The sequence below is a fragment of the Ciceribacter sichuanensis genome (genome assembly GCF_024055605.1).
GTDB lineage: Bacteria > Pseudomonadota > Alphaproteobacteria > Rhizobiales > Rhizobiaceae > Allorhizobium > Allorhizobium sichuanense.
This window is the reverse complement of the sequence record NZ_JAMXLX010000001.1, coordinates 1,094,135-1,109,175: the sequence shown is the minus strand read 5'-3', so window position 1 is coordinate 1,109,175 and position 15,041 is coordinate 1,094,135. Positions and strand designations below refer to the sequence as shown.

The following is a 15,041-nucleotide window of genomic DNA, read 5'->3' as shown; positions in this document are numbered from 1 at the left end:
GGACGCAATACCTATTCCAGGAAAGTCATCGGGTTGACCGGGGTCGCATCCTTGCGGACCTCGAAGTGCAGCATCGGGCGCTTGACGTTGCCACTCATGCCGGAGGTGGCGAGCTGCTGTCCGCGCTGAACCTTCTGGCCGCGCTGGACCGAAAGCGTATCGGCATGACCATAAACAGTGACCGTCCCGTCGTCATGCCGTACCAGAACCGTGTTGCCGAGTTCCTTGAGGCCATTGCCGGCATAGATGACCACACCATTCTCGGCAGCCTTGACCGGCGTGCCTTGCGGTACGGAAATGTCAATGCCGTCATTGCGCTTGCCCTCGACATTGGCGCCGTAGCCGGCGACGACTGCGCCACGTGCCGGCCAGCGATACTTGCCGATGCCAGTGGCTTCGGGCGCATCTTCCTTCGTATCGACGGAAGCGACTTCACTGACGGACTGGGTGGCAGCCGGCGGTTTGTAGGCAGCCGGGGCCGGCTTGTTGTCCTTGGCCGGAACGGAAGCGGTCTTCACCGGATCGGCGACCGGTGCCTTGTCTGCGGCAGATGCGACCTTGCTCGGGGCGCCGGGCATCGTCAGCTTCTGGCCGATGCGGATGTTGCCATCCGTAATGCCGTTCGCCTTCTTCAGCGCGTCGACGGATACGCCGTTCGCCTTGGCAATCTTATTGAGAGAATCGCCCGGCTTCACGACATAGGGAGCAGGCCCGGCGCCTGCGCCGGCATCAGCCTTGCCCGTGGCGCTCGACGCCATGTTCTGCGACTTGTCGCGGGTCGTCGGCGTGCTTGGCAGCACAGCGACATTCTGCTCCGGCGACTGGGGAGCGAGCGGCTTCTGGCCATTCGCCGGCAGACCGGAGGCATCGGCCGCGGCGCGCGCGGCATTCTTCTGTCCGGCAAAGGACGGAATAATGACGAGCTGGCCGGAGGCGGCATCGGAGGAATGGGTCAGGCCGTTGGCCTTCAGAATTTCCCGCTCCGGCACGCCATAGCGCTGGGAGAGCGTCGCGATGGTTTCGCCGGGCTTCAGCGTCACGCGGGTGGCGTTCGCAGCCGACCAGCTGCCGGCGGGACGCGTAGTACCGGTGGACAGTTCGTCGGCATTGAGGTTGCGCGGCGGAGCACCGAGAGACGCCGTCTGCGTGTTCTTCGGAGCCGAAGGGAACGGCTGCGCAAGAGCGGCCTCGCGCTCGGCATTGCGGGACGTCGCGGACGGCGGAGCCAGTTCGGCGCGCTGAACGGATACCGGAGCAGCGGCGCTACGTGCGACAGAAGGTGCGCTCTGCGAAGGATAAGAGGGCTGCGCCGACGGATACGGCTGGCTCATGGCCTGCTGGCGAGTCGAATAGTCCGGTTGCGCGCCGGCGATATCCTGCGAGGGCACCAGTCCCTGCCCCTCGACGCCAGTGATATGACGCCTTGGCGTCGAGGCCGTCGTCATATTGTCGGTTGAAAAGACGGAACTGAAGCGGGACGCATCCGAACTGCACCCGGTGGCGACGCCAGCCAGCAGCATTGCCACGGCTATACGGACGATTGGCAGTCCGGCTTTCAGCGATACACTTTGACGCATAACTCGACCCACATTCTACGCAACTTGATGTGGTTTGATTAAAGCGCGTTAGTGTTACCGGGCGGTTAACTTGCAGGAATCACTGTGAATATTTTCGGAAACCCGCACATTGCCAAGGTTTTCAGGGGCAAAGGGGTTTCAGACAACGGCCGCCAACAATTCAGAGGAAAGACGCGATCTTGGGCACGAGCGGCAGATAGGGCGCCTCGAACAGATCCTCACGCTCGAAACGGCTGCCGGTCTTGATGAGACGCACCATGACACAGGTATTCTCGCCGGTGACAAGCGGTGCGAGGAACATGCCGCCCGAGACGAGCTGTTCCGAGAAAAATCGGGGCATGGCAGGAAAAGCCGCGGTCGACAGGATCCGATCGAAGGTGCCTTCGCCTGACAAACCGTTGCTGCCATCGGACTGCCTCAGCACCACATTGCGCAGCCCAAGATTATCGAGACGCTGCTGCGCACCGGCGAGCAAGGTCTTGTACCGATCGATGGAAAGCACCCGTTCGGCAAGCCGTCCGAGCACCGCCGACATAAAGCCGCTGCCGGTGCCGATTTCCAGCACGCGCTGCCCGGGCTTGACCTGCAGCAGCGACAGCAAGCGCACCGCGAGGTCCGCGCCTTCCATGAAGGATCCGCATTCGAGCGGGATCGAGCGGCTCGAATAGGCGTCATCGGAATATTGCGGCGGAACGAACAAAGAGCGTGGCGTCTGTTCGACAGCAGTCAGGAGATCAAGATTCGAGATCCCCTCCGACCGGAGCCTGAGCACGAGAGCCGCGAAGCCCTCCTTTTCCATCATGGCCGACTTCAACCCGCAGCTCCGAAACCCAACGCCTTCGCAAGACGATCCTGCGCGGCATAGTCCGTCATGTCGAGTTTCAGCGGGCTCACCGAGATCTTGTTTGCCTTGATGGCCTGCAGGTCCGTTCCCTCGCGAAAGCGGCTGCCACGGTCACCGAAGCGCAGCCAGTAATAGGGGAAGCCCCGGCCGTCCGCGCGCTGTTCGACTTCCAGACCAAAATCGAGCTTACCCTGTGACGTCACCTCAATGCCCTGCACCTCCGAAGGCGCGCAGCGGGGGAAGTTGACGTTGAGGAACGTACCATCAGGGAGATCGGCCTCAATGAGCTGCGCCAGCAGCTTTGGTCCCAGCGTCTCGGCGACTTCCCAGGGAATGATCCGGCCACCGTTTTCATATTCGTAAAGCTGGCTGAACGCGACCGAGCGGACGCCTTGCAGCGTGCCTTCGATGGCACCGGCCACGGTTCCGGAATAGGTTACGTCATCAGCGAGGTTGCCCCCGGCATTCACGCCGGACAGAACCAAGTCGGGCTTTCTGTCGAGAACCTCGCGCACCGCCATGATGACGCAGTCCGTCGGGGTTCCGCGCAGCGCAAAGCGCTTGTCGGCCACCTTGCGGAGGCGCAGCGGCTCCGAGATCGTCAGCGAATGGGCAAGGCCGCTCTGATCCGATTCCGGGGCAACGACCCAGACATCGTCCGAAAGAGTCCGGGCGATGCGTTCCAGCACAGCCAGGCCTTCGGCATGAATGCCGTCATCATTGGTCAGGAGAATGCGCATACCGTATCTCCTTGCCTCAGGCTGCCTTCTCGATCTTGTTCAAACCGCCCATATACGGCAGCAATGCGTCCGGAATGGTGATCGACCCGTCTTCGTTCAGGTAGTTTTCCATGACCGCGATCAGGCAACGGCCAACCGCCGTGCCGGAACCGTTCAGCGTATGCACGAAGGTCGTGCCCTTGCCGTCCTTGCCGCGATAGCGCGCATTCATACGGCGGGCCTGGAAGTCGCCGCAGACCGAGCAGGATGAAATCTCGCGATAGGTGTTCTGCCCCGGAAGCCAGACTTCGAGATCGTAGGTCTTGCGCGAACCGAAGCCCATGTCGCCGGTGCAGAGCGTCATCGTGCGGAAATGCAGGCCGAGACGCTTCAGCACTTCCTCGGCACAGGCCGTCATCCGCTCATGCTCTTCGATCGAGCTTTCGGCATCGGTGATCGAAACGAGTTCGCACTTCCAGAACTGGTGCTGACGCAGCATGCCGCGCGTATCGCGGCCGGCCGAACCAGCCTCGGAACGGAAGGACGGCGTCAGAGCGGTAAAGCGCAGCGGCAGCTTTTCCTGCTCGAGGATTTCGCCCGACACCAGATTGGTGAGCGTCACTTCCGCTGTCGGGATCAGCCAACGACCATCGGTGGTCTTGAACAGGTCCTCGGCAAACTTCGGCAGCTGGCCGGTGCCATACATGGCCTCGTCGCGCACCATCAGCGGCGACGACACTTCGGTGTAGCCATGCTCTTTGGTGTGGAGATCGATCATGAACTGGCCGAGCGCCCGTTCAAGCCTCGCGAGCGGGCCGGTCAGGACGGTAAAGCGCGCGCCAGACAGCTTTGCTGCGCGCTCGAAGTCCATGTAACCAAGGCCTTCGCCGATTTCGAAGTGCTCCTTGGCGGGATGGTTCCAACCGGGCTTCTGGCCGACGACGCGTGCAACCACGTTGTCGTGCTCATCCTTGCCGACCGGCACATCATCGAGCGGAACGTTGGGTATGCGCGAAAGCTGGTCCGTGAGTTCCGCGGAAACGCGGCGCTCCTCTTCCTCGGCCGCCGGCATGGTGTCCTTCAGCGCCGCAACCTCTGCCTTCAGCTTCTCGGCAAGCTCGGCGTTCTTCTGCGCCATCGCCGCGCCGATCTCCTTGGAGGCGGCGTTGCGGCGGGATTGCATGTCCTGAAGCGACTGGACGACGGCCCGACGCTTTTCGTCGAGCGCAATCAGTTGCGCAGCCAGTGGCTCGGCGCCGCGCTTGGCCAGCGCAGCGTCAAGGGTCTCGGCGTTTTCACGGATCCATTTGATATCAAGCATCGTCGTTCCAGGTCGTCTTGCGGTGATCGTCGGATCGGACCTGGCGGGTGCCCTGTCCGGCCCCATGGATGCATGCTCGCGATGAAGAAGGCCGGGTAACGAGGGCTGACGCCCTATTCGCCCTTCTCGCCTGCCTCGTCCGCCGGAACAAGCGCATCCGCAGCCCGCCGGCGCTCCACGAGTCGTGCAGCATAGATGGCTACCTCGTAGAGAAGGATGGTCGGCAAAGCAAGACCGATCTGGGACATAGGATCGGGCGGTGTCAGCACTGCGGCGATGATGAAGGCAACGACGATGAAATATTTGCGCTTTTCAGCCAACCACTTGCTCTCAAGGATGCCGACACGCGCCAGCAGCGTGGTCACAACCGGCAACTGGAAGACCAGACCGAAGGAGAAGACCAGCGTCATGATCAGGCTCAGATATTCCGAAACCTTCGGCATCAGCGAGATCGCGACCTCGCCCTCGCCCGGCGCCTGCTGCATAGCGAGGAAGAACCACATCACCATGGGCGTGAAGAAGAAGTAGACCAGCGCGGCACCCATCAGGAACAGGACCGGTGAGGCGACAAGGAACGGCAGGAAGGCCGCCCGCTCGTTCTTGTAGAGACCGGGTGCAACGAACTTGTAGATCTGAGCGGCGATCACCGGAAAGGCGATGACCATGGCGCCGAACATGGCCACCTTCACCTGCGTGAAGAAGAACTCCTGCGGCGCCGTATAGATGAGTTCGGCCTTGGAGACATCGAGACCGGCCCACAACACCGCCCACTTGTAGGGGATGACCAGCAGGTTGAAGAGGTGCTTGGCAAAGGCAAAGCATGCGATGAAGGCGACGAAGAACGCACCCAGCGCCCAGATCAGGCGAGTACGCAGTTCGATCAGGTGCTCGATCAGCGGCTGCGGCTTGTCTTCAATGTCGCCGCTCATGCACGGTCCTCGGTCTTTGTCTTACGGGGTTTGCTGGTCTTGGCGGCCTTGGCAGGCGCCACCTCATCGGCTGCCTTGGGAGCAGCGGGCTTGCGGGTCCGCTTGGCGGGGGCTGCTGCGTCGACCGCAGGTGCCGGAACGGGTTCGGCAGCCGCCTTGGGTTTGCGGCTACGGCTCGCCGGCTTGGCAGTTGCCGCCTTGACCATTTCTGCTACGGCAGTATCTGGTGTCGCCACCGGCGCTGCGACGGGAGCCGGAGAAGCGGCCGGTGTTGCCACCGGCGCAGGCTGAGATATCTCGGGCGGGGTACCAACCAACGTAGCGGGAACCTCCGGCAGAACCGGTGTCGCGGCAGCCTCGGCGGGCTTGTCTTCGACGGGCGGCATCACGCTCTTGTTGTCGGGTTTCGTCGCCTTCTGCAGGTCGGCCTTGATGTCGTTGCCCATCTGGCGAAGCGGATTGATCGCATCGCGCAGGGAGGTTGCCGGATTGAGCTTGCGCGCCTCATCCACGCTCTGACGAAGATCGTCGAGTTCAGCCTCCCGCAGGGCTTCGTCGAACTGTGCACGGAACTCTCCGGCGGTACGACGAAGTCGCGCGGTCATTTTGCCGAACGCACGGATCATTGGCGGCAAGTCTTTCGGCCCCACCACCACGATCAGGATCACCGCGATGACGAGTAACTCGCTCCAGCCTACATCCAGCATCAAAAGGCTCCCGAAGCCATATCAGAGGCCGACGAGCGGCCGTACGCGTTACTTGGTTTCTTCGACCTTGTGATCGACCGTCTTGCCCGGAGCCTGGTTATCAGCATCCTCGTCGGACATGCCCTTCTTGAAGCTCTTGATGCCCTTGGCAACATCACCCATCAGTTCCGGGATCTTGCCACGACCGAACAGCAACAGGACGATGGCCAATACGATCAGCCAGTGCCACATGCTAAAAGAACCCATTACTGTCACTCCTTGTTTGCGTGTCCCATCGATTTAAGATGTTTCACCCCGTTTTACAAATACGAAAATGTCCTGTGAATTCACTGTTACCGTGACGTCCTTGCATCCCGGCGCCAGAACGTCCGCACGAATGCGTGAACGGACCGGCCGTTCGGTCCCGGGAACCGCCAATTCCAGCAATTCGACGACACCGAGAAAGCGACGCGACAGGATACGCGCCGGTATTTCACCGCCCTCTTCGCGCACGACAATGCCTGAAAGACGGATCGCAACGGATACCGGGCACCCCTCCTGCATTCCCGAGACCGCGGTCTTTCCAAGCGGCGTCTCGACCTGACCGCCACGCACCACGCCGGAAAACTCGTTGATTTCCGAAAAGAAAGCGGCAGTGAAAAGATCGGTCGGCCGACGATAAAGATCGTCCGAGGTCCCGACCTGTACAAGACGGCCGTCCCTGAGCAGCGCGATCCGGTCAGCCATGCGCATCGCCTCTTCGGCGTCATGCGTAACCACGACGGCGGTTGCTCGCGTCTCGCGCAGGATCGCCAGCGTATCGGCACGAATAGTGTCTTTTAATCGAGAATCAAGGCCGGAAAAGGGCTCGTCCATCAGCAGGATGCCGGGGCGTGGTGCAAGGGCGCGGGCAAGCGCCACGCGCTGCTGCTCCCCGCCCGAAAGCGCGTGGGGATATTTATCCGCATAGTGGGCGAGCCCGACGCGCTCCAGCGCGATCATGGCTTCCGCCGTCGCCTCCCTGGCCGGCAACGCCGTCAGCCCGAAACGCACATTGTCCAGCACGTTCATATGCGGAAACAGCGCGAAATCCTGGAACATCAGTCCAATGCCGCGCTTCTCGGGAGGGACAAAGCCGGAGGGACCGGCAACCTCCCGCTCGTTCATCAACAGGCGACCTGAAGACTGAACCTCAATCCCGGCGGCAATCCTCAGAAGCGTGGTCTTACCCGATCCCGATGGACCGAGCAGGCAGAGAACCTCGCCGGCCTTCGCAGTCAACGAGACACCGCGAATGGTCTCCTTGCCGTGATAACCATGGCGGATATCCTGAAAACTGAGACTGGCGGCGAAGGTCACCCCTGCCGTGCGTCTCGCCTCTGTGCCATCGACCGCGACCGAATTCATGCCATCATCCGCAAGGCCACTGTCAATGCGCCGCATGACGAAGACGAACCGTCAACGTGCATTTTCAAAGCAAACCTCGTCATCCAACAAAACATGATGCTATTCGTCCGCTTCACCGCCCGGTGTCAAGAGACCGAGTTCTTCAAGATCGAGTTGGGTGATGGGATCCTCGTCCTCGGCAAGGTCGTCATTGCCGATCGGCAGTGGCACGGAGATGTTGGGCGGAATGCGACCAGAGAGCAGCCCCGCCCCCTTGAGTTCTTCGAGACCCGGCAGGTCGCGCAGCTCCTCCAGACCGAAATGATCGAGAAAATCCCGTGTCGTACCAAGTGTCACAGGCCGCCCCGGTGTACGGCGGCGACCGCGAAAACGCACCCAGCCCGCCTCCATCAGCACATCCAGCGTACCCTTGGATGTCTGGACACCGCGAATATCCTCGATTTCAGCGCGGGTGACCGGCTGGTGGTAGGCGATGATCGCCAGCACCTCGAGAGCGGCGCGGGACAGCTTTTTTGCCTCGGTATCATCCCTGCGAATGGCAAAGGAAAGATCGGCGGCAGTGCGGAAAGCCCAGTGATCGTCGACCTGCAGCAGGTTGACCCCGCGCCCGGCATAGTCATCCTTCAGGCGCTTCATGATGGCGCGGACATCGGTTCCGCGCGGCAGACGGTCGCCAATGAAGTTTTCGGATACCGGTTCGGCGGAGGCAAACACCAGCGCCTCGGCGATCCGCATGGCCTCGTTTTCCAGGCGCAGGCTCTCGGCTCTCGGCGGGGCCGGCTCATCCGAAGCCTCGGCTTCGGCCTCGAAGAAATCCTGATCCTGCGGCTCTCCCATCATGCGTCCTATTCCACCGACGAGAGGTCGGTAGCACGCGGGCCGCCGCGCATATAGATCGGCTGGAAAGCGCCTTCCTGACGGATCTCCAGCCTGCCCTCGCGCACAAGTTCGAGCGAGGCGGCGAAAGCGCTGGCAATCGCGGTCACCCTTTCCTCTTCCGAGGTAAGGTAACGCAGCAGGTATTGCTCGAGCGCCGTCCAGTCGGCGATTTCGCCGATCATGCGCGTCAGAATGGCCCGCGCATCCGACAGGGCCCACACCTTGCGCCGCTCTATCGTCACCTGGGTGATTGCCTGCCGCTGGCGAAGGGCGGCGTAGGCCGTCAGCAGGTCGTAAAGCGTGGCCTCGTAGGAATTTTCGACGCGGGTCGGCACATGTTCCGGCGCACCGCGCGCATAAACATCCCGACCAAGACGGTTACGATTGATTAGGCGGGTCGCAGCCTCGCGCATGGCTTCGAGACGCTTCAGGCGGAAGGCGAGCGTTGCCGCCATTTCCTCGCCCGAGGGACCGTCATCCTTGGCCTGCTGCGGAATAAGCATGCGGGATTTCAGGTAGGCGAGCCACGCAGCCATGACGAGGTAATCGGCGGCAAGCTCGATGCGGATGCGCCGGGCGCTTTCAATGAACTGCAGATACTGCTCGGCCAGCGCCAGCACCGAGATACGCGCAAGATCGACCTTCTGATTGCGCGCAAGAAACAGAAGAAGGTCGAGCGGACCTTCGAAACCGGCGACGTCGATCACGAGAGCCGGTTCGCCCGTCAGACGTTCGGCAGAGGTTTCCTGCCACAACGGATCCATCGGTGTGGCCGGGCCAGCGCCGGCGGGCGAATTCCGCGCCGTAGTCGGGGGCGTAGCTCCGGTTCGCGACATCAGGCGGTAGCCCTCAACCCATCGAATTCATTACGGATATCGGCTTCTGCATAGAGATCGACCTGGCCGAAGGCCCTTTCAACGGCATCTGCACGCGCCTTAGCCTTGCCGGAGAGCACGGGTGCTGTGGCGACAACCGCACGCATCTCCTCCATCACTCCATTGCAGTGGAGAACGACATCGCAGCCACCGGCAACGATTGCGGCGGCGCGCTCGGCTATCGTTCCCTTCAGGGCATTCATCGACACGTCATCGGACATCAGCAATCCATCGAAACCGATCTCGCCGCGGATGATTTGGTCAATCACCACCTTCGACGTCGATGCCGGATGATCCGGATCGATGGCGGAGTATACCACATGCGCGCTCATCGCCATCAATTCGTTGCGCAACCGGCGGAACGGCGGAAAATCATGCGCCGAGAGATCTTCATGGGAGGTCGTTACGACCGGCAATTCATGATGGCTGTCCGCCATACCGCGGCCGTGACCGGGCACATGCTTCATCACCGGCAGCACGCCGCCGGCTTTCAGGCCCGCAGCGGCCGCCTCGCCCATCTCGCCGACCGTCACCGGATCGGTGCCATAGGCCCGGTCGCCGATGACATTGCTTGCACCTTCTACCGGCACATCGAGCACCGGTAGGCAGTCGACATTGATGCCGAGCTTCAGAAGATCGAAAGCATGGAGGCGCGACATCAGCCACGCCGCGCGCAGGCCGAGCGCCTTGTCACGCCGGTAAAGTTCTCCGAGTACGGCAGCCGACGGGTAGCGTGGCACGATCGGCTCGCGGATGCGCTGTACCCGTCCGCCTTCCTGATCGATCAGGACCGGAGCGTTGCGCCCACCGACGGTGTCACGCATTTCGGCCACGAGATCGCTTATCTGCGCCGGCTCAGAAAGGTTACGGGCAAAGACGATGAAGCCCCAGGGCTGCTCGTCGCGATAAAGGGACTTTTCGTCCGCAGTCAGCGAAAGGCCGCTGCAGCCGAGGATCATGGCTTTCGCCGGGGCGTATTCTTGGGTCATGAGCGAATCATAGAAGGGATGGTTGCAAAGCCGAAGCGCTACAGAGCGTCATACACAAAAAAGGAGGCGAAAACCCAAGGTTTCCGCCTCTTTTCCAAACTTCGGAACGGCCGCCCTTATTTGGTGACCAGGCAGCTTCCGCCAGCGGCCTTGTAACGCTCGCAAAGCGACTGGGCATCCGCCTTGCTGCCGGCCGAGATACGGACGCGGTAGTAAGTGCCCTTGCCGGCGATTTCGGCCTTCTTGATCTCGTAGGCGTGACCACCCACGACGCTCGCGAACTTGCCCGAAATGCTCTTGTAGGACTTCTCCGCCTCGGCTTCGGAAGGAAGCGAAGCGACCTGGATGAAGTAGCTGCCGGGGGCTGCGGCGGCAGGCGCCGGAGCGGGTGCGGACGGAGCCGGAGCGGGCGCGGACGGAGCCGGAGCGGGCGCGGACGGAGCCGGAGCTGCTGCCGCCGTTTCGGTGGCAACCGGCTTTGCCGGAGCGGCAGCTGCTGCCGGAGCTGCGACCGTTGCCGGCTTGCTGGCCGGGCTTGCGGCAGGCGCAGTTGGCCGTGCGGTCGGCACGGCAGTCGCCTGTTCTGTAACCGGGGCCACTTCCTTCACAGGAGCAGGAGTTACAGCCGGCGCTGTGGGTTCCGCCGGCTGAACACGCCCGCTGGTCGGTGCGGCAAGTGCCGACTTGGTTTCAGCGGCCGGTGCCGTCGTCTTTTCGGCAGCAGCCGGCTGGATCGGTTCCGGCTCGGCCGGCGTTTCCTGCGCGACGAGGGTGCCGTCCGGACGGACGATCATGGTGCGCACCTTGCGCGGTGTGATCGTCGTCTGGTCGCCATCAGAATCAGCCTGAGCCTCCGTCTGGTTCCCGGACGGCAGCAGACGCGGATCTTCTGTCTCGCCGACAGGAGTACCCATTGCCTCAGTGTCGTTTTCGCCTTCCAGCGGAAGCGTTTCCGGGATCAGCGTCTTCTGGACGACATCCACCGGCTCCTCGCTGGAGGAAATCAGGTTCTGCTGCTTCGGCTCTTCAACGCCAGCGCCTGCGACGCGGTCGTAGACGGCCTTGTCCTGGTTCGGAACAGACTTGCCGCCCCGGTCTTCCGGAACCACCTTGACCGGCTCCTTGTCAGCCGTGATGACCGGCGGCGTGCCGGACGAGATACCCGGAACGCTCGATCCGCTGAGCCAGGCATAAAGCCCGCCCGCGCCGAGCAGGAGAACAACGGCAACGGCAGAGCCCGTCAAAAGAAGCCGACGGGTCGAGCTGCGCGCGGCGGCAATGCCTTCCTGCGGCTCAAGCGGAATGTTGATACGGCCGGAAGCATTATTGCCCCTGTATTCCTCTGGCTTGCTCAGGGTTCGACGGAAATCTTCTTCCAGCGCCCGTTCGAAAGCGTCAAAGTCATCGAGCGGCGCCTGCTGTGAAGCAACCGGGGCCTTTGCGGGTGCGGCAGCCGAGGCTGCGGCGACCGTCGCTGCTGCCGCGACAGGAGCAGCCAGATGAACCCGCGAGGGAGCGACCGGAGCCGGAGCTGCGGCTTCTTCGAACAGTGAGGCAAGCTCGGTGTCAAGGTCGAGATCGTAGTCGTGATGGAAAGCCGCCGGCGGCTCCTTGGCTTCCGGAACAGGAACTTCCGGCACGTCCATTTCCGCGACAGATTCCGGGTGCTCCTCCTGTTCGGCGATCTCGGTCGGATCGAAAGGCAGCGGCTCGTCGGTCAGATCGAACGATGGCTCGACGACGGCACGCTCCGGCGCACGCGGCTGAGGTGCTGCACGCACGGGCTCCACGGCAAAGGTCGGCTCGATCATCCGCGCAGGCTGAACGACAGCCTGCGGGCGCGGCGCAACCGCTGCGACAGGCGCCGGGGCCACGGGCCGGGCGGCGCGCATATCGGCATCGGCCTCGATGTCGGAGAGATCCAGTTCGATATCGTCGAGCTGCAGATCGAATTCGGAATCGGCGAAGGGATCGAAAGTCTCGTCTTCGATGGCCTGACGTACAGGCGACGACACCACCGGCGCTGCGGCAGGTTGAGAGCTGAACGATACCTGAGAGACCGGTGCCGGCGCCTTTGCCTCGCCGGCGGCCAATTCGTCGGCAAAGGAAAAGGTGAACGACGGTTCGGCGCGCGCAACGGGTGCGGCAGGAGGCACCGGCGCGGATTGCGCAACAGGTGCCCTTCCGCCATCCGCTTCCGCAATCAAGTCGTCGAAACCGAAGAAATCATCGACCCTGGCATCAGCCTTTACCGGCTCTGCGACGGATGAGGCGACCTGCGAGGCCGGAGACCAGTCGAAATCCTCAGCCGGTAGCTCGGCTTCCAGCGAGAAATCGTCGAGCGCGAAATCGCCCTCGTCGGCCCTGGCCGCAGCAACCGTCTGCGATGGGACCGAGACAACAGGCTCGACCGGCTGCACATTGCGCGCGGCGGACACCGGCGGGGCCGTCGAAAAATTGGCGAGAGGAAGACGGAAGCGAGAGGCAGTTTCCGTCTCCGGCGCCGAAACTGCTACAGGAGCTGGAGCCGCTACGGGAGCGACCCGCTGCCAGTAAGCCTCCTCTTCCGGCTCGGAAACCGCAAGCTCAAGCTCATCGGCCAGATCGACGTCGAAGGACGGCTCTTCGCGATAACTATCATAAGAGGGTTCGGGAGCAGAGTAGGACGGAGAGACTTCCGGCTCGCGATACGTATCTTCCACGCGGGGAGCCGACGGGACCGCCGGCGCCTCTTCGGCCCGCACGACAGCCGGCTCTACCGGCTGCGGAGCATCATAGACCTCAAATTCGCGCAGCAGTTCGTCTTCAAGATTGAAGTGATCTTCGTCGGACGGAGACACGCGCGCTGCCGGGGCGGACACCTGAGGCTCCGCCGGCTCGAAGCCGACGATACGAGCAAGCTCAGCCAACGGATCGTCGTCCGCAAAGCTGTCATTGCCATATCGGCTGCTGTAGGCTGCTTGCTTTTGTACCATTACAACTTCCACTCACTTACGCGACAAAACGCTTGCCAGTGCAATGTGGGGAAATGGTGACGATACTATCGCATTTCTACCGGAGCTTCAGTGCCAGTTATGGACAATCCGGACTTCAGAACAGAGGCGACAGCATGCACCAGCCCAAGCCTGGCGATGCTCAATTGTCGATGTTTATCGTTAACAAAACGTAATTCGGGCGAATCCTTGCCCTTGTTCCAGTGAGCATGGAAAGAACTTGCCAGATCGTAGAGATAAAAAGCAAGCCTGTGAGGCTCCTGAGACTGGGCTGCAGCCTCAATAATCCGGGGATATTCGGCGAGTTTGGCGATAAGCTGCAGCTCGGCAGGATCGTTGATCTGGCCTTTCACGGCAGAGGCAAAATCGAGACCGTCGATGTCCAGATCCGGGAAAGCTTCACGCGCCTGCCGGAAGACCGACATGCAGCGGGCATGGGCATACTGCACGTAGAAGACCGGATTATCCTTGGACTGTTCGGTCACCTTTGCGAAGTCGAAGTCCAGCGGCTCGGAATTCTTGCGATAGAGCATCATGAAGCGGACCGGATCGCGGCCTACCTCTTCCACGACGTCACGCAGGGTCACGAAGTCGCCCGAACGTTTGGACATCTTCACCGGCTCACCTTCACGGTAGAGCTTGACGAGCTGGCACAGCAGCACGGTGAGCTTCGACTTGCCTTCCGAGACGGCGCGATTGACCGCTTCCAGACGCTTGACGTAGCCGCCATGGTCGGCGCCGAGCACATAGATCATCTCGGAATAACCGCGATCGAACTTGTCCTTGAAGTAGGCGACGTCGGCGGCGAAATAGGTGTAGCTGCCGTCCGACTTCATCAGCGGACGGTCGATATCGTCACCAACCTCCGTGGAGCGAAACAGCGTCTGCTCGCGGTCTTCCCAGTCTTCCGGCAGCTGGCCCTTCGGCGGCGGCAGCGTGCCGCGATAGACATGTCCCTTGAAGGTCAGGTCATTGATCGCGGTGCGGATCTTGGCGGCACCGTTGGCGTGCAGCGTACGTTCGGAGAAGAAGATACCGTGGTGGACGTTCAGCGTCGCGAGATCCTCGCGAATCATGACCATCATCGCGTCGATGGCGCGTTCCTTGACGATCGCCATCCAGTCTTCCTCGGGCATCTGGTGCAATTTCACACCATATTCCTGAGCCAGCGCCTGCCCGACCGGGACGAGATAATCGCCCGGATAAAGACCGGACGGGATTTCGCCTATCTCCTCGCCAAGCGCTTCGCGATAACGCAGGAAGACGGACCGGGCCAGCACGTCGATCTGGGCGCCGGCGTCGTTGATGTAGTATTCCTTATCGACCTCGAAACCGGCGAAGGCCAGAAGATTGGCCAGCGCGTCGCCAACGACAGCGCCGCGGCAATGGCCGACATGCATCGGCCCCGTCGGATTGGCGGATACGTATTCGACATTGACCTTGCGGCCCTTGCCGAGCGATGAGCGGCCGAAATCCGTACCTTCCGTGATCACCGTCGACAGCAGACGCTGCCAGTAGCCGGTAGACAGGCGGATGTTGATGAAGCCGGGGCCGGCGACAGTCACGTCGGTGATGTCGGCGTCCTCCTTCAGCTTGTCTCCGATCACTTCGGCCAGTGCGCGAGGATTGGTGCCGATGCCCTTGGCCAGAACCATGGCGGCATTGGTCGCGGCATCGCCGTGGCTCGAGTCGCGCGGCGGCTCGACGACGATGCGGCTGAAATCGAGGGTTGAACGCTTTTCCTTGATGCTGTCGATCTGTTCGAGGGCGTTCTTAATTCTCGTTTCGAAATCGGCGAAGAGGTTCATGACGTTTACCTGAC

13 protein-coding genes are annotated in these 15,041 nt (G+C 62.0%); all 13 read right to left on the bottom strand.

Annotation, left to right across the window (positions count from 1 at the left end; genetic code table 11):
• Positions 1-11: 11 nt before the first annotated feature.
• The gene (locus NBH21_RS05440) at positions 12-1,577 is read right to left on the bottom strand and encodes a peptidoglycan DD-metalloendopeptidase family protein (RefSeq protein WP_250914579.1); all 1,566 of its coding nucleotides are present in this window, start codon (positions 1,575-1,577) and stop codon (positions 12-14) included.
• A 160-nt stretch (positions 1,578-1,737) separates the two neighbouring features.
• Positions 1,738-2,379, bottom strand: coding sequence for a protein-L-isoaspartate(D-aspartate) O-methyltransferase (locus tag NBH21_RS05435; RefSeq protein WP_425340374.1), 642 nt, complete (start codon positions 2,377-2,379; stop codon positions 1,738-1,740).
• An 8-nt stretch (positions 2,380-2,387) separates the two neighbouring features.
• Positions 2,388-3,161 (bottom strand): 5'/3'-nucleotidase SurE, encoded by a 774-nt coding sequence (surE, locus tag NBH21_RS05430; protein ID WP_250914577.1) that lies wholly within the window; start codon positions 3,159-3,161, stop codon positions 2,388-2,390.
• Between the two features lie 16 nt (positions 3,162-3,177).
• Complete coding sequence (serS, locus tag NBH21_RS05425) at positions 3,178-4,461, bottom strand: serine--tRNA ligase (RefSeq protein WP_250914576.1); 1,284 nt, start codon at positions 4,459-4,461, stop codon at positions 3,178-3,180.
• Between the two features lie 113 nt (positions 4,462-4,574).
• Complete coding sequence (tatC, locus tag NBH21_RS05420; protein WP_250914575.1) at positions 4,575-5,390, bottom strand: twin-arginine translocase subunit TatC; 816 nt, start codon at positions 5,388-5,390, stop codon at positions 4,575-4,577.
• The gene (gene tatB / locus NBH21_RS05415; RefSeq protein WP_250914574.1) at positions 5,387-6,097 is read right to left on the bottom strand and encodes a Sec-independent protein translocase protein TatB; all 711 of its coding nucleotides are present in this window, start codon (positions 6,095-6,097) and stop codon (positions 5,387-5,389) included. The genes tatC and tatB overlap by 4 nt, the downstream gene beginning before the upstream one ends.
• A gap of 48 nt (positions 6,098-6,145) precedes the next feature.
• A complete protein-coding gene (locus tag NBH21_RS05410; protein WP_250914573.1) occupies positions 6,146-6,343 on the bottom strand; it encodes a twin-arginine translocase TatA/TatE family subunit in 198 nt (65 codons plus the stop codon).
• Positions 6,344-6,376: 33 nt separating this feature from the next.
• Positions 6,377-7,483 (bottom strand): ABC transporter ATP-binding protein, encoded by a 1,107-nt coding sequence (locus tag NBH21_RS05405; protein ID WP_250914572.1) that lies wholly within the window; start codon positions 7,481-7,483, stop codon positions 6,377-6,379.
• 99 nt (positions 7,484-7,582) lie between these two features.
• Complete coding sequence (gene scpB / locus NBH21_RS05400; RefSeq protein ID WP_425340387.1) at positions 7,583-8,320, bottom strand: SMC-Scp complex subunit ScpB; 738 nt, start codon at positions 8,318-8,320, stop codon at positions 7,583-7,585.
• A gap of 8 nt (positions 8,321-8,328) precedes the next feature.
• On the bottom strand, positions 8,329-9,126 hold the full coding sequence (locus NBH21_RS05395; RefSeq protein ID WP_250914571.1) for a segregation and condensation protein A: 798 nt from the start codon (positions 9,124-9,126) through the stop codon (positions 8,329-8,331).
• Between the two features lie 71 nt (positions 9,127-9,197).
• A complete protein-coding gene (gene nagZ / locus NBH21_RS05390; protein WP_250914570.1) occupies positions 9,198-10,226 on the bottom strand; it encodes a beta-N-acetylhexosaminidase in 1,029 nt (342 codons plus the stop codon).
• A 116-nt stretch (positions 10,227-10,342) separates the two neighbouring features.
• A complete protein-coding gene (locus NBH21_RS05385; RefSeq protein ID WP_250914569.1) occupies positions 10,343-13,201 on the bottom strand; it encodes an SPOR domain-containing protein in 2,859 nt (952 codons plus the stop codon).
• Between the two features lie 65 nt (positions 13,202-13,266).
• On the bottom strand, positions 13,267-15,027 hold the full coding sequence (gene argS, locus NBH21_RS05380; protein WP_250914568.1) for an arginine--tRNA ligase: 1,761 nt from the start codon (positions 15,025-15,027) through the stop codon (positions 13,267-13,269).
• Positions 15,028-15,041: the final 14 nt, after the last annotated feature.

Coding starts and splice junctions, on each gene's coding strand:
- argS (WP_250914568.1), bottom strand. CDS start 15,027: ATGAACCTCTTCGCCGATTTCGAAACGAGAATTAAGAACGCCCTCGAA.
- NBH21_RS05385 (WP_250914569.1), bottom strand. CDS start 13,201: ATGGTACAAAAGCAAGCAGCCTACAGCAGCCGATATGGCAATGACAGC.
- NBH21_RS05435 (WP_425340374.1), bottom strand. CDS start 2,379: ATGATGGAAAAGGAGGGCTTCGCGGCTCTCGTGCTCAGGCTCCGGTCG.
- scpB (WP_425340387.1), bottom strand. CDS start 8,320: ATGGGAGAGCCGCAGGATCAGGATTTCTTCGAGGCCGAAGCCGAGGCT.
- NBH21_RS05405 (WP_250914572.1), bottom strand. CDS start 7,483: ATGAATTCGGTCGCGGTCGATGGCACAGAGGCGAGACGCACGGCAGGG.
- nagZ (WP_250914570.1), bottom strand. CDS start 10,226: ATGACCCAAGAATACGCCCCGGCGAAAGCCATGATCCTCGGCTGCAGC.
- tatC (WP_250914575.1), bottom strand. CDS start 5,390: ATGAGCGGCGACATTGAAGACAAGCCGCAGCCGCTGATCGAGCACCTG.
- surE (WP_250914577.1), bottom strand. CDS start 3,161: ATGCGCATTCTCCTGACCAATGATGACGGCATTCATGCCGAAGGCCTG.
- NBH21_RS05440 (WP_250914579.1), bottom strand. CDS start 1,577: ATGCGTCAAAGTGTATCGCTGAAAGCCGGACTGCCAATCGTCCGTATA.
- serS (WP_250914576.1), bottom strand. CDS start 4,461: ATGCTTGATATCAAATGGATCCGTGAAAACGCCGAGACCCTTGACGCT.
- NBH21_RS05410 (WP_250914573.1), bottom strand. CDS start 6,343: ATGGGTTCTTTTAGCATGTGGCACTGGCTGATCGTATTGGCCATCGTC.
- NBH21_RS05395 (WP_250914571.1), bottom strand. CDS start 9,126: ATGGATCCGTTGTGGCAGGAAACCTCTGCCGAACGTCTGACGGGCGAA.
- tatB (WP_250914574.1), bottom strand. CDS start 6,097: ATGCTGGATGTAGGCTGGAGCGAGTTACTCGTCATCGCGGTGATCCTG.